Annotated in this window: 21 protein-coding genes and 1 pseudogene; 20 read left to right on the top strand and 2 right to left on the bottom strand. The window is 37.7% G+C overall.

The features are described 5' to 3' along the window. The first annotated feature begins 9 nt into the window (after nt 1-9). The 18 genes and pseudogenes from rpoD to FOL01_RS05280 all read left to right on the top strand — a co-directional run bounded on the left by rpoD (nt 10) and on the right by FOL01_RS05280 (nt 17,837). A complete protein-coding gene (gene rpoD / locus FOL01_RS05355) occupies nt 10-1,146 on the top strand; it encodes an RNA polymerase sigma factor RpoD (RefSeq protein WP_075269699.1) in 1,137 nt (378 codons plus the stop codon). Between the two features lie 117 nt (nt 1,147-1,263). Next, a pseudogene (locus FOL01_RS05350) lies at nt 1,264-1,455 on the top strand (DMT family transporter); the annotation flags it as partial. Between the two features lie 19 nt (nt 1,456-1,474). After that, nucleotides 1,475-2,698 (top strand): MFS transporter, encoded by a 1,224-nt coding sequence (locus FOL01_RS05345; RefSeq protein WP_075269698.1) that lies wholly within the window; start codon nt 1,475-1,477, stop codon nt 2,696-2,698. A gap of 107 nt (nt 2,699-2,805) precedes the next feature. Next, nucleotides 2,806-3,537 carry a response regulator transcription factor gene (locus tag FOL01_RS05340; RefSeq protein ID WP_075269697.1) on the top strand — a complete coding sequence of 244 codons (732 nt, stop codon included), beginning with the start codon at nt 2,806-2,808 and terminating at the stop codon, nt 3,535-3,537. Beyond that, nucleotides 3,534-4,910 (top strand): sensor histidine kinase, encoded by a 1,377-nt coding sequence (locus FOL01_RS05335; RefSeq protein WP_075269696.1) that lies wholly within the window; start codon nt 3,534-3,536, stop codon nt 4,908-4,910. Before FOL01_RS05340 ends, FOL01_RS05335 begins: the two co-directional genes overlap by 4 nt. A gap of 32 nt (nt 4,911-4,942) precedes the next feature. Beyond that, nucleotides 4,943-5,578, top strand: coding sequence for a uridine kinase (udk, locus tag FOL01_RS05330; protein ID WP_075269695.1), 636 nt, complete (start codon nt 4,943-4,945; stop codon nt 5,576-5,578). Between the two features lie 28 nt (nt 5,579-5,606). Further along, entirely contained in the window at nt 5,607-6,680 is a 1,074-nt protein-coding gene (gene pepA / locus FOL01_RS05325) for a glutamyl aminopeptidase (protein ID WP_075269694.1), read from the top strand. Nucleotides 6,681-6,720: 40 nt separating this feature from the next. Next, complete coding sequence (gene ytpR, locus FOL01_RS05320) at nt 6,721-7,362, top strand: YtpR family tRNA-binding protein (protein ID WP_075269693.1); 642 nt, start codon at nt 6,721-6,723, stop codon at nt 7,360-7,362. A gap of 15 nt (nt 7,363-7,377) precedes the next feature. Beyond that, nucleotides 7,378-7,731, top strand: a complete 354-nt coding sequence (locus tag FOL01_RS05315; RefSeq protein ID WP_075269692.1) for a hypothetical protein — start codon at nt 7,378-7,380, stop codon at nt 7,729-7,731. Between the two features lie 106 nt (nt 7,732-7,837). Next, a complete protein-coding gene (gene murC / locus FOL01_RS05310; protein WP_075269691.1) occupies nt 7,838-9,178 on the top strand; it encodes a UDP-N-acetylmuramate--L-alanine ligase in 1,341 nt (446 codons plus the stop codon). Between the two features lie 113 nt (nt 9,179-9,291). Beyond that, nucleotides 9,292-10,011: a Bax inhibitor-1/YccA family protein gene (locus FOL01_RS05305; RefSeq protein ID WP_075269690.1), complete on the top strand. Its 720-nt coding sequence runs from the start codon at nt 9,292-9,294 to the stop codon at nt 10,009-10,011. 125 nt (nt 10,012-10,136) lie between these two features. Next, entirely contained in the window at nt 10,137-12,836 is a 2,700-nt protein-coding gene (gene polA, locus FOL01_RS05300) for a DNA polymerase I (RefSeq protein ID WP_075269689.1), read from the top strand. Between the two features lie 171 nt (nt 12,837-13,007). Further along, nucleotides 13,008-14,897, top strand: coding sequence for a glycoside hydrolase family 2 TIM barrel-domain containing protein (locus FOL01_RS05295; protein ID WP_075269688.1), 1,890 nt, complete (start codon nt 13,008-13,010; stop codon nt 14,895-14,897). Further along, the gene (locus FOL01_RS05290; protein ID WP_075269687.1) at nt 14,878-15,843 is read left to right on the top strand and encodes a beta-galactosidase small subunit; all 966 of its coding nucleotides are present in this window, start codon (nt 14,878-14,880) and stop codon (nt 15,841-15,843) included. The genes FOL01_RS05295 and FOL01_RS05290 overlap by 20 nt, the downstream gene beginning before the upstream one ends. Before the next feature lie 192 nt (nt 15,844-16,035). Beyond that, complete coding sequence (gene pnuC, locus FOL01_RS05285) at nt 16,036-16,677, top strand: nicotinamide riboside transporter PnuC (protein WP_237342658.1); 642 nt, start codon at nt 16,036-16,038, stop codon at nt 16,675-16,677. A gap of 392 nt (nt 16,678-17,069) precedes the next feature. Further along, on the top strand, nt 17,070-17,201 hold the full coding sequence (locus FOL01_RS11470; RefSeq protein ID WP_257787090.1) for a hypothetical protein: 132 nt from the start codon (nt 17,070-17,072) through the stop codon (nt 17,199-17,201). A 22-nt stretch (nt 17,202-17,223) separates the two neighbouring features. After that, nucleotides 17,224-17,358 carry a hypothetical protein gene (locus tag FOL01_RS11465; protein ID WP_257787089.1) on the top strand — a complete coding sequence of 45 codons (135 nt, stop codon included), beginning with the start codon at nt 17,224-17,226 and terminating at the stop codon, nt 17,356-17,358. A gap of 224 nt (nt 17,359-17,582) precedes the next feature. Then, nucleotides 17,583-17,837, top strand: a complete 255-nt coding sequence (locus FOL01_RS05280; RefSeq protein ID WP_075269685.1) for a hypothetical protein — start codon at nt 17,583-17,585, stop codon at nt 17,835-17,837. Nucleotides 17,838-17,857: 20 nt separating this feature from the next. Here the strand turns inward: FOL01_RS05280 and FOL01_RS05275 are convergent, their stop codons facing one another. Together FOL01_RS05275 and FOL01_RS05270 are read right to left on the bottom strand one after the other, a co-directional pair. Further along, nucleotides 17,858-18,238, bottom strand: coding sequence for a YjgN family protein (locus FOL01_RS05275; protein ID WP_075269684.1), 381 nt, complete (start codon nt 18,236-18,238; stop codon nt 17,858-17,860). A 74-nt stretch (nt 18,239-18,312) separates the two neighbouring features. Then, nucleotides 18,313-18,531, bottom strand: coding sequence for an SHOCT domain-containing protein (locus FOL01_RS05270; protein WP_075269683.1), 219 nt, complete (start codon nt 18,529-18,531; stop codon nt 18,313-18,315). Nucleotides 18,532-18,852: 321 nt separating this feature from the next. On the opposite strand from FOL01_RS05270, the gene FOL01_RS05260 reads away from it, so the two are divergent. After that, nucleotides 18,853-19,922 (top strand): IS3-like element IS1163 family transposase gene (locus tag FOL01_RS05260; RefSeq protein WP_100078221.1). Its coding sequence is split into 2 segments (ribosomal slippage): nt 18,853-19,081 and nt 19,081-19,922, totalling 1,071 coding nucleotides; the frame shifts between segments, so codons are not numbered across the junction. A gap of 58 nt (nt 19,923-19,980) precedes the next feature. Then, nucleotides 19,981-20,373: a hypothetical protein gene (locus FOL01_RS05255; RefSeq protein ID WP_075269682.1), complete on the top strand. Its 393-nt coding sequence runs from the start codon at nt 19,981-19,983 to the stop codon at nt 20,371-20,373.

Below are 20,373 nucleotides of genomic sequence, written 5' to 3'. Positions count from 1 at the left end.
GAGTTTACTATGGCTGCAAAGAAAACCGAGGGAAACGCTACTAAGTTTAGTAAAACTGACTTTGATAAAGCGGTTAAGGGTATCATCAAAGAATTTAAAAAGGACAAGCAAATTAAGGAAACTGATTTGCAAAAGGCAGTTGTTAAGCCAATGTCTTTGAATGCTGATCAGATTGATGATTTGTATGATCAAATTGAATCAGCAGGTATTTCTGTTGTTGATGAAAACGGTGAGCCAACTGCTCGTGCATTAGAAAACAAAAAGACCAAGTTGTCTGAAAAGGAATTGAAGCAGGCAGCGGATGCACCAACTGGTATGAAAATCAATGATCCAGTTCGTATGTATCTAAAGGAAATTGGCCGTGTTTCTTTGCTAACTGGAAAAGAAGAAGTTGCATTAGCCGAGAGAATCGAATCTGGTGATGAAACTGCTAAACAAGAATTAGCAGAAGCTAACTTACGTTTGGTTGTTTCGATTGCCAAGCGATATGTTGGTCGTGGTATGCAATTCCTTGATTTGATCCAAGAAGGAAACATGGGATTGATGAAGGCTGTTGAGAAGTTTGATTACCGTAAAGGATTTAAATTCTCAACATACGCTACTTGGTGGATTCGTCAGGCAATTACTCGTGCCATCGCTGATCAAGCACGTACAATTCGTATTCCAGTGCACATGGTTGAGACAATTAACAAGTTGATTCGTATTCAACGTAATTTGCTGCAAGACTTAGGACGTGAACCAACACCTGAAGAGATTGGTGCAGAGATGGATGTTGCTACTGACAAAGTTCGTGATATTCTAAAAATTGCGCAAGAGCCTGTTTCTTTGGAGACACCAATCGGTGAAGAGGATGACTCTCACTTGGGAGATTTCATTGAAGATAATGAAGCTGTTTCACCAGCTGATTCAGCAGCGTACCAAATGTTGAAAGAACAACTAGAATCAGTGCTTGATACACTAACTGATCGTGAAGAAAATGTGTTACGCCTACGTTTTGGTCTTGAAGATGGACGTACACGCACATTGGAGGAAGTCGGCAAAGTATTCGGGGTTACTCGTGAACGAATCCGTCAAATTGAAGCAAAAGCGTTGCGTAAATTACGCCATCCATCACGTTCAAAGCAATTACGTGATTTCATGGACTAAGGAACAAAACCAACAATTATAGAGTGGTTTAACTATCAAATAGTAGTTAAAACCACTCTTTTTACATAAAAAACTATTTATATGAGAAGGAAGTAAACAGATGATGGGGCATTTCCTTCGACAGTACTTACCGTCCTCAAAATAGGAGCCGGTCTGACAATTACAATGAACTTAATTGGTTCCATTACCGGGTCAATGTTGGTACAACAATTTGGTTGGTGGCGATCAGCAAGGTCGGCAATCAATTTCATACAAATTATTGGTGTGATTATTATGGCGGTAGGTGCCATGATTATTAAATTTCTATAATTAAAAAGGGGTATGGTGTATGGAAGAGCATCAATCTAAATTAGCAAATTTCAGTTTGCCATTATTGGTATCAAACTTTGCCTCAGTCTTTGGTGATGGTGTTTATCGTTTCGGATTGAATTGGTTCCTGGTGGCGAGTTATGGAAATGCTGAAATTCTTGGCATGTTGACTGGATTTGGCTTCATTGTCTATGTTATTAACGATATTTTTGTCGGTTCGATTTTAGACCGCTTTAATCGGAAAAAGGTTTTGCTTGCAGCTGATTTATTAGGAGCCTTGGGAGCTTTAGGATTATCTTTCTTGATTAATCCAGATAAACCACAAATATGGATTTTATTTGTACTGACATTTATTTTAAACGTGGATGTCTCGTATTCATATCCAGCAACACGCTCTATCTTACCGGATGTGATCAAGAAAAAATCACTGGCAGGATTTAATGCGTGGGCTAGTGCTGCCTTTTCAACTGGACAAGCTCTAGGGCCGTTAGTTGGTGGCTTATTACTACACTTTGATTGGATTGACTTACGAACATTTTTGCAAATACTTGGTATGATGCTATTTGTGACGGTTATGTTTAACCTAGCTATTAAGTATCAACCAGCACCTCGGAAAGAAACACAAATTATTGAGCCATTTTTACAAAGCTTAACGGCGGGCTTCAAGTATGTCCAACAATCGCCAAGGTTGTTTGAATCTATGCTATTGACTATTTGGACGAACTTCTTTTTCGAAGGTTTCATTTTAGCCATGCCATATCTTATTCAACACAACTATCATGGTACTGCAACTAGTTATTCAACGGCGCTAACGTTAGCAGCAATCGCAGGAATTTTTGTCAGTCTACTTTTAGCAAAGTTACCACAATATAATACGATGAATTCCATGTACCGAGATTTCTATCTATTAGGTGGGGCCTTTCTGCTGGCAACGTTCTTTAAATATCTCTGGGTATTTATTGTCTTGGTCATTTTATATGGATTTGCTCGTTCAGCTTTTGTCATTAAGATTAATACTGTTCGCCAAGAGGCTAGTGCGCCGGAATACTTAGGTCGGGTATTTGGTATATCTTTCTTTGCAACCGATTTGTTTTCACCAATTATTACCATCGCTCTAGGTTATGGTGTCGCTCTCATGGGTGAATGGACGATTTTCTTACTAGGTACATTACTGATTGTGGGTATGCTCGTTATTAAATTTATTAGTAAGCGACACAAACAGAAATTAGCTATAAATGAATGAACGTTCAGTTAATTAAAAGCAGCGATTAATCCTTAACATAGGTAGGCAATTTACCTATTTTTCGTGGTAAACTTGTAGTTAATATATATAAATAGGAGTTTTCAGTTATGACAAAAGTTTTGGTCGTTGATGACGAACCATCATTACAAACTCTACTAACATATAACTTAAAAAAATCTGGCTTTGATGTGGTCTCAGCCGAAGATGGTCAGCAAGCACTCGACATTATTCACGAACAAAAAATTGATATTGTTTTATTAGATATTATGTTGCCTGAAAAAAGTGGTGTTGATGTCACTCGTGAATTACGTGCTGAAAAAAATCAAATTCCAATTATTATGCTAACAGCCTTAGATGATGAAATTGATAAGGTTGTTGGTTTAGAGATTGGTGCTGATGATTACGTGACAAAACCCTTTAGTCCAAGGGAAGTTATTGCGCGTGTTCACGCTGTATTACGACGCTTTAGTCAAAAAACACAAGCGCAAAAAGAAGAGAGTGTGAAACACAATCAATCATATGGTCGCTTAACGATTGATTTTAATAAAATGGTTGTGCAGTTTGACGATGAAATCGTTAAATTAACACCAAAAGAGTATGAGTTATTGGCATACATGGCTGAACGTGAAGGTCGCGTTCTCAGTCGTGAAACGATTTTAGACGGCGTTTGGGGCTATGAATTCTCGGGACCAGATACACGGATGGTCGATATGCACTTATCGCATTTGCGGGATAAAATTGAGTTAGACCCGAAACATCCAGTTTATTTAAAAACAGTGCGTGGCTTTGGGTACCGTTTCGACAGTTCACGTAATGAACAAGATTCAGGGGGTGAATGATGAATATTGATGAATTAATCCAATCAGCAAAGCGATTTGTCCTTTTCTGGTTTCTCTATGCAGCCATTATTTGGCTAATATTATGGCTAACTTCTCTAACAGGGGATCAGAACGTGACTTTGAAATGGCACGTTTTGATTTTACTTTCAATGATTTTAGCTGGTGCAACAACGTTAGCTTTAGAAATACAGAAACAACGGCGTGATGCACACCTCACATTATTCATTGAAAAGTTACAAGATTTAGAAACAACGCATACGCATACAGCTCATGTGTTAATGCATCCAGACGATACACTAGCACCGTTGGCGGCTGCCATCAATAATGTCCAACATCTGAATAGTAGACGCATTAAAATCATGCAAGAACAGAGCAGTACGATGGAAACATTGATGGATAATATGCCTTTAGGTGTGTTACAAATTACTACTGAACGTAAAATAATTCAAGCAAATGATCAAGCAAGTCAATTGCTTGATGCACAGCAAAATTTGAATGGTCAACACTACGATAATGTCATTAAGTACCATCGTCTGATGGAGCTATTTGAGCAAGCGCTTAAGCAAAAAAAGAAATTACGTGAGTTAGTCAAAATAGATGATAAAACAGTGGATGTTTCTGTTGTTTATTATGAAACACGTGAACGTCATTTTGAGTTATTAGTTCTAATGTATGATATGACAGAGGTTATCCAAATGAAGGATATGCAAACAGCGTTTGTTGCTAATGCTTCTCATGAGTTGCGCACACCTTTGACATCAATTGCTGGTTTCACGGAAACACTATTAAATGGTGCACAAGAAGACCCAGCAGATCGACAACAATTTTTGGAAATTATTCAGTCTGAGACAAAGCGCTTGTTGGACTTGACCGATGATATTTTGACATTGGCAAAAGTACCTGAAAGAGCAAGGTCACTACAGCAATTCAACATGTCTGAGATGGTTGAAAAAATTTTTAAAGCGAAAGCTGATTTGAAGGATAACCTGAATTTAACACTAAAAAATGAAGTTAATGACACACTGGTCGTTCATCAAAATAAGAGTAATTTTGAGCAAATTTTGACAAACTTGATTGGGAACGCTATGAAATATAATCGTCAAGATGGGGCAGTCAAAGTTTCAGCGATGGTTACTGCGAGTGAATTAGCATTTGCCGTTAAGGATACTGGACTGGGCATTCCAAGTGATGAACAGAACCGTATTTTTGAACGGTTTTATCGCGTTGATAAGTCGCGCACAAAATCAATTCCAGGAACTGGCCTAGGTTTGGCAATTGTAAATGATCTAGTTGAGCAAGCCCAGGGTAAAATTGAATTAACCAGTCAAGTTGGTGTTGGGACGACAATTACAGTTACACTACCATTACAATAAAAATTATTTAATAAAAAAGAAAGAGGTTTAGCATGTCTACATCACGCCCTATGGTAATCGGTGTTACGGGAGGATCTGGATCCGGTAAAACAACGGTTAGCCAGGATATTATCAAACGTTTGGCTGGTGAGTCAGTTGTGATGGTGCCGCAAGATGCATACTATCAAGATCAAAGTGAAAAAAGTATGGCTGAACGACGTATGACCAACTATGATCATCCTGATTCATTGGATAATGAGCTATTGATTTCACAATTAAAGCAACTATTAAATCGCGAGACAATTGAGCAACCGACCTATGATTATACAAATCACACTCGGTCAAGCGAAACAATCACGGTTGAGCCAGCTGATGTGATTATTTTGGAAGGTGTCCTATTATTTACAGAGCAAAAGTTGCGTGATTTGCTAGATATTAAGGTTTATGTTGATACTGATGACGATTTACGCTTTATACGACGTATGCAGCGTGATATCGTTGAACGTGGCCGGACTGTTGATTCAGTGGTTAATCAATATATGGAAACCGTTAAACCGATGTACCACCAGTTTGTGGAACCTACCAAGCGTTATGCTGATATTATTCTGCCAGAAGGCGGTGCAAATGCGGTCGGTATCGGGATGTTAGAAGCTCAAATTCGAGCTATTTTAAGTCGAAACAAGGCATAAATAAATTCCTAAAGAAAGCGTGAAAATATTGGAAGAACGAATTTGGAATCGTATTGTGAAATACACGGAATTACAAGGAACCTCTGGTCAAGAGCATTTCGTTAGACAAGCATTTAGAAAAGATTTGTCACCATTAGTTGATGAAGTCGTTCAAAATGGTCTAGGTGGATTGTACGGTATTCGACATAACCAAGATGCTACAGCACCCCGGATCATGTTTGGTGCCCATATGGATGAAGTTGGGTTTGTCGTGACTCAGGTTACGTCGCGGGGTATGTTAGTCGTTGCTCCAGTAGGTGGTTGGAATCCATATACAGTATCCGCTGAGCGTTTTACTCTTTTTACACGTGATAATGCCTATCCGGTTGTTTCGTCTTCAGTTGCACCCCATTTGTTACGTCAAGGAAATGTGAATGGGACACCACAAATTCAAGACATTTTGTTTGATGGTGGTTTTACATCTGCTGATGATGTCGCAGCTTATGATATACATCCAGGTGATTTTATTGTGCCTGATGTGACGACAAAAATGTTGGCCAATGGTAAGCGTGTGGTCTCAAAAAGTTGGGATAACCGTTTTGGGTTAGTCACAATTTTAAACGCTTTGGAAAACCTGGAAAATAAAGCATTACCAAATACGCTAATTATGGGTGCTAATACGCAAGAAGAAGTTGGCTTAAGAGGTGTTGGACCTGCTGTCAATCAATTAAAGCCTGATATCTTCTTTGCCTTAGACTCATCAACAGCAGATGATACCCGTTCTGCTGAGGGTCAAGGACAAATGGATCAAGGGGCATTACTACGGGTATTTGATCCTGGTGTTATTATGCCATTACGACTAAAAGAATTTGTATTAGATACAGCACATGATGCTGGTATTCCGCTACAATACTTTGTTGCTAAGGGTGGTACTGATGCTCATGGGGCACAGTCACAGAATCAAGGTATTCCATCTGTTGCGCTAGGTGTCGCATCACGTTATATACATACTCACCAAACAGTTTGGTCAGTGGCTGATTTTGAAGCTGCTCAGGCATTGGTAGAGACACTAGCACAAAAATTAGACGCCACAACCGTAAATGATATTATCTATGGCGACTAAATATTAAAAAACTAAATTAATTAAAAGGAGCACTGACAGTATGCTAATTGCCAGCTATAATCCGGCAGGAATGGGCGATAACCTAATCGTATTAACTAATAATCAAACAGAAAGTTTTCATATTAACCACCAGGGAAATGTGATTCAGTTTATAACTGATAATAGTGAATTAATTGGATACAATTTTATCAATATTAGTGAAACGTTAGACTTATCGAATGTTTCTGGCCAAGTGTTCTTGTCTAAAGAACAAGTTGCAGAATTAAATAAACTGATTGAGAAATCAGGTTTCTCAGAAAAACTAGTTGTTGATGAAGACCCAAAATTTGTTGTGGGGTATGTTGAAACGGCAGAACCACATCCGGATTCAGATCATCTTCAAGTGACAACAACTGTGATTGATAATGATCAACGTGTTCAAATTGTTTCAGGATCACCAAACATGCAGCAAGGTATCAAGGTCGTGGTCGCCAAGGTTGGGGCAATGATGCCATCAGGACTTATTATTTGGCCAGGTGAGCTACGTGGCGTTGCATCTAATGGTATGATTTCTTCCGGACGTGAATTACATCTACCAAATGCACCACAAGTGCCAGGTGCGTTAATTTTGCCAGATGACTTTGCACCAGTTGGTACACCGTTTGATGTCAACTCTGCCGCTGCTCAATCACTATTTGAATAAAAAGGTGGTGATTTAATGGCTTTGCAGCGACCAATTGTTTTTTATGAAAACCTTATGCATACCTATGATCAACAGGTTGCAGAATTGTTAGCTGCCAAGACAGAGTATATTTTCTTGGCAACAGATGATGGGGAATTTCCTAAAAAGGCAACAAAACAACATGTGACTGTTGAGACTTTAAAGCCTCAGCAATCAAAAAACACAAAGAAAAGTACCGCAACAAAGGCCAAAAAAGTTGTCGATAAAGTATCGAAGGTAAACAAGCCTAAATCTATAAAAACTGGATTAGGACTTAGCTTGGATGACATCCTTTCAGAAGAGGACAGTTCAGCTGCTCGAGATAACAATGGCTACTTTAAAGGGCACTAACTCTTTGAAAACATTTGTCGAAACTATGTCGGCAGATGTTTTTTTCTGATAAGATAGATTTAATAAAATTTAACGAATAATATTTACGTTGGAATGGATGAGAGATATGGACAAAAATCCTAATTATTACTTTATTGGTATCAAAGGCTCAGGAATGAGTGCATTAGCATTAATCTTACATGATCAGGGCTACCAAGTTTCGGGATCAGATATTGATGAATATACATTTACTCAAAAGCCACTTGAGGAAGCAGAAATCGACATTTATTCATTCGATGCCGCAAATATTAAGCCAGGCATGACGGTTATTCGTGGTAATTCCTTTGAAAATGACCACGTTGAAGTTGCTGCGGCTTTGGCAATGGCGGATGAATTAACGATTTTTACTTATCCTGATATGGTCGAACAATTAATTACCCAGTACACCTCAATTGGGGTTGCTGGTGCGCACGGGAAGACTTCTACGACCGGTTTGCTTTCACATGTGCTATCAGGGATTGCGCCAACATCATACTTAATCGGTGATGGTACTGGTAAAGGTGTGCCTAACGCACGTTTCTTTATTTTCGAAGCTGATGAATATCGTCGACACTTTGAAGACTACACACCCGATTATGCAATTATGACGAACATCGATTTTGATCATCCAGATTATTACACGGGTATCGACGACGTGCGGAGCGCCTTTGAGGACTTTGGTAATAATGTTAAAAAGGGTATTTTTGCTTGGGGTGATGACGAACAGCTACGCAAGATCAATGTTTCTGTACCTGTTTATTATTATGGTACTAATCCTGAGACTGATGATTTCTATGCAACTAATATTAAGCGTTCAACCAAGGGATCAAGTTTTGATGCTTACTTCCATGAAAAATTCCTAGGTAATTTTAAAGTGCCCTTGTTTGGCCAACACGGTGTCCTGAATACATTGGCTGTTGTTGCCGTGTCATACTTCGAAGAGATAGAGACATCTTTGATTCAAGAAGAATTGTTAACGTTTCAAGGGGTGAAAAGACGCTTCACGGAAAAATATATCGGGCCAGTGACAATCATTGATGATTATGCACATCATCCATCAGAAATCACTGCAACGATTGACGCGGTCCGTCAAAAATATCCAGATCGTAAACTGATTGCCGTTTTCCAACCACATACATTTTCACGTACGATTGCCTATCAAGATGATTTTGCAAAAGCATTAGATTTAGCAGATAACGTTTTCTTAACAGAAATTTTCGCTTCTGCCCGTGAACAAGTTGGTGAAATTTGTTCTGCTGACTTAGGTAAGAAGATTTCTAAGTTTGAGGGAATTGTTTCACCAAGTGATGTGGCACCTCTTTTGGAAGATGAAGAAGGGGTGTTCATCTTTATGGGTGCTGGTGATTTACAAATGACTGAATTTGCTTTTGAAACACTATTAGCGAACACACAAACAAATTTGCAGTAAAAAAGTTAATTTTTTTGCTAAAAGTTAATTTTTTGGATAAACTTTCTGTTATACTAAGGTCAGTGGGACGGTTCACCGAACCCTTGTCACCATTGACAACGTAGGAGGTACAAATGGATAATTTTCAAAATCAAGAACCACGGATCGTCAATCCGGATGCCAGTGGTTTAAATAACTTTTTCAAAAAAGTTTATTCATACATGGCATTGGCACTGCTGGTAACAGCTGTGACAGCATATTTGGGTACAACATTCTTTGCTGGCCCAATTGTTCGAATTTTTAGTAGCCCAATTTCATCATTGATTATTTTTGGTATCATGATGGGGTTTGTTTGGTTATTTTCAAGTCGGGTATACAAAAATCCGGCTCAAGCTTTTGGGATGTTAATGGGATTTGCAGTCCTTAATGGATTTACATTTACAGTAATTGGCCTCACAGTAAACATGGGGATGATCGCATTAGCATTCTTAACGACAGCTTTTCTATTTGCAGGTATGGCAGCATATGGATACTTCACTAAAAAGTCACTAGCTTCATTGTCATCAATTTTATTTGGCTCATTGATTGCTTTGATTATTGGGGGAATTATTAACCTATTCTTCTTTAACAGTGTTGTATACTTCTTCCTATCAATTTTAGGAGTGCTTGTCTTCGCTGTTATGACAGCTTACGATATGAATCGCTTAAAGGCAATGTACTATGAACATGGTGAGACGAATGCACAACTCACCCAAGGAATCGCCGTATCAGGTGCTTTAAACTTGTATATGGACTTCATTAATATGTTCATTTACATTCTTCAATTATTTACGGCTTTTGGTTCACGTGATTAATCATTTGATAGCATTATCTCGTTATAACGAGATAATGCTTTTTTGTTGAGCTTGTTATCCCTATTTGAACTCTGATAAACTATTAATAGATAAAAAGGGGTCTTGTACCCAGAAACGAGATAAATATGGCAAAACCAACTTTACTTTTAATTGATGGTAATTCTTTGGCTTTTCGTGCGTTTTATGCGTTGATTAACCAAGTCGATCGTTTTGTTAACCACGAAGGTCTACACACAAACGCGCTAGTTGGATTTAATAATCTGCTAGATGGTATTATTGAACCTTTTAATCCTGATTTAGCGCTAGTAGCATGGGATGCAGGCAAAACCACTTTCCGTACAGGAAAATTTGATAACTATAAGGGAAACCGTGATAACACACCACAAGAATTGGTCGAACAATTCGAACCATTACGACAAATGGTTTCACTGCATGGTATCAAATCATATGAATTATCTGGTTATGAAGCCGATGATATTATTGGTACGATGGCCCGTATTGGTGAAGCAGATGGTTATTCAGTGACTATTGTTACCGGTGATCGCGATCTGACACAATTAGTATCTGATGATATAACTGTTTGGGTGACCAAAAAGGGAATTTCAGAAATTGATCACTATACACCAGCAATGATTGCGGAGCTTTATGACGGCTTAGAGCCAAAGCAAATCGTCGACATTAAAGGGCTTCAGGGAGATACTAGTGATAATTACCCTGGAATTGCAGGAATTGGTCCTAAAACGGCCTTAAAGCTTATTAAAAAGTATCATTCAATTTCTGAAATGTACGAGCAAATCGATGACATGAAGGCATCTAAGCAAAAAGAAAAGCTTATTAATGGTAAGCAGGATGCTTTGCTGTCACGTGACTTGGCTGAGATTTTGACGGATGCGCCAGTGACAATTTCATTGTCTGATTTAGAGTATAAGGGTCCGGACTACGAAAATATTATTCCGTTTTATCAACATTTGGATTTCAAAGCACAATTAGTTAAGCTTGCCAATCAAGGTTACACAGTGCCAACGAGCGGGCATAATGAAGATGCAGAATTCGACTTGAATAATACAGAGCTAGCAGTATCTGAGATTACACCGGCTAGCTTAACCCATGTTTCTCAATTGCAAGGGACAGTGAGCTTTTACCTTGAATTAGATGATGAAAATTATCATACAGCTAATCCAGTTGGCTTTGTTATTGGAAATCAAGAGAATGGTTATTTTGCTAGTCGTGATATGGAACTACTAACGCAAAATTCACCAGTTAAAAAAATTCTTGAAGACCAGACGATTCTGAAAAACGTCTTTAATGCAAAAGAATTATATGTCAGCTTAAAACGACTAGATGTTGCCTTGAAAGGCGTTAACTTCGACCTATTACTTGTTTCGTACTTATTAGATACGAACGATAATAATAATGACCTGGGTGCATTGGCGCATGACAATGATTATTATGCTGTTATGACTGATGAAGAGGTTTATGGCAAGGGTGCAAAATTTGCCATCCCCGAAGCTGACGCAGACTTATTTGAACACCTTGGTCGCAAAGCCATGGCGATTAACTTATTGCGAGAGCCATTATTAGAACTGTTGTCAAAGCATGAGCAAACTAAGTTGTATGAAGAAATCGAGTTACCATTAACCAAAATCTTAGCAGATATGGAGTCAACCGGTATCACCGTTGATTCAGAACAACTATTGCAAATGCGCAGTAAGCTAACTGAGCGGTTAAGTGAACTTGAACAAAAAATTTATCAACAAGCTGGCCATGAGTTTAATGTGCAGTCACCTAAGCAGCTTGGAGTCGTTTTGTTTGAAGAAATGAAATATACTCCCATTAAGAAAACAAAAACTGGCTATTCGACGAGTGTCGAGGTGTTAGAAAAGATGGGCGATGTATCAATCGTTGCTTCTATTTTGGCTTATCGACAAGTGGCAAAGATTCAATCAACTTATGTTGAAGGACTGTTGCGTGTGATTCATGGATCTGATTCGAAGGTTCATACCCGATACTTGCAAACCTTAACTCAGACTGGTCGTTTGTCTTCAGTGGACCCTAATTTGCAAAATATTCCGGTACGCATTGAAGAAGGACGCCAGATTCGTAAAGCGTTTGTTCCAAGTCAAGCTGATTGGCAAATTCTTAGTGCTGATTATTCACAAATCGAATTGCGCGTTTTGGCCCATATTACGGGTGATAAAAACCTACAAGCTGCATTTATAAATGGCGAAGATATCCACGCAGCGACGGCACGTCGTATCTTTGGTATTAAGGACGACGAACCAGTGGAAGGTAATATTCGTCGCCAAGCAAAAGCCGTTAATTTTGGAATCGTGTATGGTATTTCTGATTTTGGGCTTTCAAAAAATATTGGTGTATCACGTAAAGAAGCCAAAGCCATCATTGAAACCTATTTTGACCAATACCCAGATGTTAAAAAGTGGTCAGATGATATTATTGCTTCTGCTCGTGAAAAGGGCTACGTCGAAACAATTGCTCATCGCCGTCGTTATCTACCCGATATCAAGGCAAAAAGATTTAATGCCCGGTCATTTGCAGAACGCACAGCGATGAATTCGCCAATTCAAGGTTCAGCCGCTGACATTATTAAGATTGCAATGATCAAAGTTCAGGAAGCGATTGCAAAAGCAGGGCTACAAGCTCATATGCTATTACAGGTTCATGATGAATTGATTTTTGAAGCACCTGAAAGTGAAATGGCCGACCTAGAAGAGCTTGTACGAAATGTTATGGACAGTGCCGTAACATTAGATGTTCCGCTATTGGTTTCTTCTCATGTTGGTGCTTCATGGTATGATGCTAAATAATTTAAGATTTATAGATGTTATTCATTTGCTTTTCAAGTGAGTAGCATCTTTTTTTATTGATAATGTCTTATGATACAATTTAGGAAAATTAACAGACAATGCACTTAATTTAAGTTACAATAATAATTGAAAACGTTTCCAACAACGTTGTATTTATTTTAGGGGGATACTATGACAGCAAAGTTAGAATGGTTAGATGATCCAACTGTGTTTAGAGTAGGTAAATTGCCTGCGCATAGTGATCACACAGTCTATCGCTCAGCAGCTGAAATAACGCAAGGTGAATCAAGTTTGATTAGTAGTTTGGATGGAACGTGGCGGTTCCATTTTGCAAAAACACCTGCCGAACGATTACTTAATTTTGAAGATATAAATTTTAATACTGAAAATTTTGATGATATTCAAGTGCCAGGTCATATTGAGCTTCAAAACTTTGGTCAAATTCAATATATTAATACCTTGTATCCGTGGGAAGGAAAAATTTATCGTCGACCACCTTATGCATTAGGTCCCGATAAGACATACCCAGGTATTTTTAGTGATGCCAGTGATAATACGGTTGGTCAATATGTCAAAACGTTCAACCTGCCAGAAAACTTTAATGGGCATGATGTGCATATTCAATTCGATGGTGTCGAAGAAGCCATGTACATTTGGTTAAATGGTCAGTTTATTGGTTATTCTGAAGATAGTTTCTCACGTGCAGAGTTTGATTTAACACCTTACTTAGTAGCTGGTGAAAATAAATTGGCAGTTGAGGTATTTAAGTATAGTACAGCTGCTTTTATTGAAGATCAGGATATGTTCCGCTTTTCAGGTATTTTCCGTAGTGTTAATTTAATTGCTATCCCACAAGTTAACGTGGTCGATGTCCATCTTAAGCCGGTTGTGGCTGCTGACTTACATTCAGGAGACTTATCGATTGGTTTAACATTAGCGGGTGATTTAACTGATACGACTGCCCAAATTACTGTTAACAATCCACGCGGGGAAACAGTACTCGATCGAACAGTAACAGCAGAGCAACACATTCATCTTAGTGAAGCTTTTGATGATATTGCACTTTGGTCACACCGACAACCTGATTTATATGAATTAACGATTACTATTTTTGATTCAGATAAGCAAATTATTGCGGTGGTACCATACAATTTTGGTTTCCGTCGTTTGGTTAAAGACGATGATAATCGTGTGACGATCAATGGGGTGCCTTTGCACCTAAATGGTGTTAATCGTCATGAATGGAGTCCTGTCGGTGGCCGTAACGTTACGCTTGATGAGATGGAAACTGATATTGAAATATTTAAAGAAAACAATATCAATGCTGTACGCACATCACATTATCCTAACCAAATTCCTTGGTATGGTATGTGTGACGAGGCCGGTATTTATATGATGGCTGAAACTAATTTAGAATCCCATGGTAGTTGGCAAAAAATGGGTGCAGTTGAACCATCTTATAATATCCCTGGTTCAATACCAGAGTGGTTAGATGTTGTTTTGGACCGTGCAAAGTCAAACTTTGAACAATTTAAGAATCATCCATCTATTTTGTTCTGGTCATTAGGAAATGAATCATATACTGGTGATAATACTGTTGCCATGGATCAATACTTTAAGTCTGTTGATGATTCACGTTTGACACATTATGAAGGTATCTTCCAAAATCGTGTCGACGAGGACCGTATGTCAGATGTTGAAAGTCGTATGTATGCATCACCTGCGGATATTAAAGACTATTTATCAAATAATCCGAAAAAGCCATACCTAAACTGTGAATACATGCATAGTATGGGAAATTCAGTGGGTGGCTTTGACGAATATGTCCAACTATATGATGAATTTGATACCTATCTAGGTGGCTTTATTTGGGATTACATTGACCAAGCTTTGTATGTAACCGATGAAGTAACTGGTAAGCAGGTGCTTCGTTATGGTGGTGACTTTGATGAGCGCCATTCAGACTATGAATTTTCAGGGGATGGGATTGTCTTTGCCAATCGCCAACCTAAGCCAGCAATACAGGAGGTAAGCTATTATTATGGACGCTACGATAACTAATCAGTTACAAATTGTATATGGTGACGGATCCCTAGGTGTACAAGGCGAAAATTTCCATTATTTATTCAGTTATGAAAAGGGTGGTCTTGAATCATTAAATGTTAACGGTAAAGAATGGTTATATCGTGTACCCAAATTAACTTTCTGGCGAGCAACAACTGATAATGATCGCGGTAGTCATTTTTCAACCAAATCAGCAGCCTGGTTTGGTGCGGATATGTTTACTGAAGCTACTTCAGTAACAGTGGCCGTTGATGGTGAAGAACTTGGATTGCCAATTGCACCAGAAAACAATCGTTTTTCAGCCAATGAACATGCTGATTCAGTTTCATTGACCTATACGTTTTTAACAGCGACAACGCCAGAAACGACAGTTAAGGTTATTTACACAATTGTTGCCAATGGACAACTCAATATCCAAGTTGATTATACTGGAAAAGCCGGCTTACCGGAGCTGCCGACATTAGGATTACGCTTTGTGATGCCAACAGTTGCGGATGGTTATAGCTATTCAGGATTATCTGGTGAAACGTATCCCGACCGGATGACTGGTGGTCAAATTGGTACTTATGAGGTATCAGGCTTACCATTAACGCCTTACATCGTGCCGCAAGAAATGGGGATGCATATGCAAACCTCAAGTTTAACGGTTAGTCGTTCAACTAGCTTGAATAATGCTGATACGTCGACAGAGGCGGGACTATTGACCTTTAAGCAGTTAAACGAACCTTTTGCATTCTCTGCATTGCCATATACGGCGATTGACATAGAAAATGCCACGCATATCGAAGAACTACCAGTTCCAAGAAGAACAGTTGTTACCGTATATGGTGAGGTACGTGGAGTTGGTGGTATTGATAGCTGGGGAACAGATGTACAACCGCCATATCATATCTCAGCAGAAACTGATCACACATTTGATTTTACAATTCAACCAACAAAATAATAAATAAAGTTAATAAACTTCATGCTGATTAAATTTGGCATGAAGTTTTTAATTTCTTGAAATTTCTAACAATTATACCAAAATTCTGATAGAATATATCCTTGTGTTCAAAAAAGAAAGAGGTATAAAAGATTGGCATATTTTAAATGGCTTTATAGAGAAATTACATCAATTAATACGGCTGGTAGTGTCATGCTGGCATTTATTTTTGGTGTGCAGTTAGCATTATTTTTGAGTAGCCCAATCACACTACTATCTGCGATTACGCTATTAGCGACTTTAATCGGCTCAGCTTGCACTGTTTATATGATGATTGGTAAACCAATTAATGGTTTATTAGGATTAATTAGTGCACTAGGCTATATTTACATTAATTGGCAAGCCGGACATTATGCATCTGTTCTTGACCAATTCGTGTTCATCTTGTTAATTGATATTCCTTTGATTATCACATGGAAATCATGGGGACATCGTATTGTTGATGGTGTCAAATTCTTGCGTTTGCGAGGATGGGTGTTAACGATTATATGTATGTTATTGCTATGGTGGCCAGTCTTTTGGATTTATACACAATTAGGCGATACTAATCCAGTTTGGGATGCGCTTGTCTTAATTATTGGTGGCACAGCCTCGCTATATGTGTTCGTTGGATATGGTGACTCATATACGCTTTGGTTATTATCTGATGCGGTAAACATTTTGCTTTGGGTCACAGCCCTATTTGCAGGCTATTCAGCCAGCTCATTACCAATGTTGTTGACAATGGCCTTCTATCTAGCAACAGCATTGTATGGCCGTTTCTGGTCGATTTGGAGTAAGCCTAAGACTAATTAATTTTAGGCAGCTTTAACTTTTGCATATTATAATTAATCATTGTAGGTAGTGAGATGCTGCCTATATTTTTACTACAAGTGTACCTATCTTGGCTTCAATGGCGGAGATAGGTATATTTTTTTACAAAAAAACGCCTACTCCTTGGCTGTGAAGCAGACGTTACGTAATTAGAATTGGGACTCTATTACACCCATAATATTAACATCAGGAATGCTAGTTTTCAATACTAAATAACAAAGAGCTGGTTGTAATCATGATGATAATAATAGTTAGCAGTTTCAATAAATAATAAATAGGTAATGCTATCGTCAGGTAGTTTCATATAAACCATGTTACAATGTACCTATAAGCAGATGATGAGCTTATTAAATAATATAGTAGGGGGAATATCTATGAAAAAAGGTAAAGAAAAATCAAAATCAAGCCTTTGGCAAAAGATCATGCTAGCAATTACTGTATTTCAATTTATTTCAAATCTGTATGGTAAGTTTAAAAGGCATTCACAACGTAAACATAACAAGTAATCTTGATATTTAGGAGAATATAATGGGAAAAATTTTGAAAGTTATATTATCAACTGTTTTTATAGCAGGTAGCATTGCTGCTCTGACAACTATTTTTATATTAAAGAAAGTAGACCGTGCTGGTGACCAATTACAAGATAAGATTTATGATAATTAGCTAGGAATAATTGATTGATAATTGTAGGTATTATTATCCTACTGCTTGTCGGTTTATAAAGAGTAATAGTGAAATCAGGAGACACTTTAAAATGAATTTAAGGTGTTTTCTTTTATTTTAGTTTAGCATTTTTAGATAAATATACTTTAAATACTATTTTTCATATCATTAACAGCGATTCTATCGTATACTAGTAGTTGTTAAAAATGAGGAGGTATTTTAATATGATTGGATTACATGTGTTTTTTGGAGTCATGATCGTTGTAGGCGCAGTGATGTCTGCTGTTTCTTTTCAAGGTGACACTGATAAATTAACGAAATGGCAAAAGGTTTCACTTATTGTGACAACATCAGCTATTGGTTTGACCATCGTTTCTGTTGTTTCAGTATACGCATCTATTTACATTGGTTTGCTACTATTTGTTATGTTAGCTGCCTATGAATATTTTGCTTTCTTACGAGTAGTACGTGAGAAGTAATATTTAACAATGAAATTAAATTAACCCCCGTAAGCTAGCGTGTATGCAAAGTTTACGGGGGTTAATTTAATCTTATTTAGTAATAGTGTGTTAGTTAATAAAACTGGTATTCTTAGCTTTATACCGACCCAAAAACTATAAATGCCCACTGTGATGATCATTAGAAATAGCCACTTAATCCAATTACCAAATAGTCCAACAGCTGAACCACTGAATTGCATCCGATGACCATCAATAACAGTATGATTTATTTTCCAGCCGTAGACCATAACTAATGACCAAGGGTATAAAATACCAACCGAAAAAATTGTGACTAAAAACCCTAAAATTGTCCAGCCGATTAGAGGTAATAATCCGCCATCAAAAAATGATGCTCGACCGAACTTTCTTTCTGGTCCCATTTCATTACTCCTAGATAGCTTTTAACGTGATTCCTTCCTGCGCGTTGATGTTATATAATCGGTCGGTTAACTTTTTATTTTGGTAATAAGTTAGCTTTTTGATTATCAAACTCTTTTTGAGTTATTGCTCCTTTATCGAGAAGTTCTTTATATTTTAATAGTTCATCTGCGGGAGACGGATTTTTTTTATTTTTTTCAGATCCATATTTTTTGAGTAACCAAGCAATATACGGGATAAATATTGCTGTGCACACAGTTATAATTGGTTCTATAATTTTCCATGGTTGTGCCATTAGTTCTATTGAGAAATAAAAGGCTAGAAGTAAATTGGTTACTACTACTAATATTTTTGTTAAGTTTTTTGAGTTTTCTTTTTGTCTATATAATCTATTAAATAATGTACTTCAAAAACTGCTAATTCAATGAAAATAAATAAAGGGGCTACGAATGCTATCGAGTTCACATGATTCAGAAGTACACTATTATAAATGGTAAGGTTATTATAGTTCATATCATAAATATTTGCATAGACATTATGCTCCTATCCTAGTATTTGGTACATAAATTTCTGAACAGTTGTGCCATAATTAATAAAACAAGATAGGAGCATTCCAATGAAACGATATCAAGATGATTTTAAAGCCAGCATTGTGAAGATGCATCGTGAAGAGAAAAGATCTATTCGCTCGCTTTCCGAGGAATACGGTGTTTCTCCAGCCGCAATTCATAACTGGGTTAAAGGCGCTAAATCAGTTGAGCTAGAAGACGGTACTGAAGTAACGTCCAAAGAATTCAAACAACTTCAAAAGGAAAATCAGCGATTAAAGGAGGAACTTGAAATTTTAAAAGCTGCGGCGGTGTTACTGGGAAAGCATTAGGACGAATTAATTGCCTTGTCTTCATAGAAGATCAGTTATTGCGACACCGCTTATCAATTATTCTTTCGGCACTGAAATTACCGCGCAGCACCTATTACCATTGGAAAAGATATCAACCTAGTCAACACGAACGTGTTGATAATCAGCTCAAAGAAAAAATTAAATTGATTTGGGAAAATAATTATCGTGCCTATGGTTATCCACGAATAACGATGGTGCTTCGCAAGTCAGGCATCTGTGTTGGGTCAAAACGAATTTTACGATTAATGAGGGAAATGGAGATTCACTCTTTAATGAATCGGCGATTTAAAAAACCTGGCACTCATGTAGATCATTCACAACGCCCCAATTTAATCAAGCATCAGCCCAATGCAAGGATATGGCGTGCTGACATTACTTATTTGGAATTACGTCCAGGAACCTGGGTTTATCTCAGTTCTATTTACGAACCAAAGGTTCATCAAGTTCTTGCTTTCAAGATTGGTCGTCAGATGGAGGCGACGTTAGTTGTAGAAACGATTAATCAGGCGCTTGAATGTCATCAAAAGCCACAATATTTTCACTCTGACATGGGTTCACAGTACACCAGCAACGAAGTTGAAACTTTACTTGAACGGCATCAGATTAGCCACTCATACTCAAAACAAGGTTATCCTTATGATAATGGGCCAATTGAAGCTTTTCACTCATTGTTAAAGAGAGAGTTTGCCTTTCAAACAACTTTTTCCAATTTTGAGGACTTGGTAATCCGAACCTCAAATTACATCAGTTGGTTTAATTCCGACAGAATTAGAACGAGTGTTTAGAAAAATATGTGCCATTTATTGACATAGGAGCATTAGTAGATATTAAGGAGGGTTTACTTTGATTAAACACATAATTAAGAATAAGTTCTGGATAATAACCGGTGCTGAACTGATAACGATTGCGTTTATGTTCAGTATCGGTTTTTCAGTTATTGACATTCATGTACCAGCTTCGTTTCAGTTAGTTGCTCATCCTAGTTTCAGATTGCTCGTCATTGCTGATGGTGTCACCATGATTGTTCAATCAGTTTGGGATATTACTTGGTACTACATTCGTGAAGTGACACGTTTAGCTGCAGCAGGCGTCGTGGGCATGATGATGAGTGCATTTTTGTTGAGTGATCTGAATACACTTCACATTACATTGGTTCCGCTTGGTTTGATGTTTCTATTAGCTAGAATACTGATTGATTTGTTGACTGACAATACATTGTTTAAAGTACGGAGGTAG

It is taken from the genome of Weissella thailandensis (genome assembly GCF_001932615.1).
GTDB classification, from domain to species: domain Bacteria; phylum Bacillota; class Bacilli; order Lactobacillales; family Lactobacillaceae; genus Weissella; species Weissella thailandensis.
Note: the sequence above shows the minus strand (reverse complement) of the source record. Positions and strands in the feature narration are given on the sequence as shown.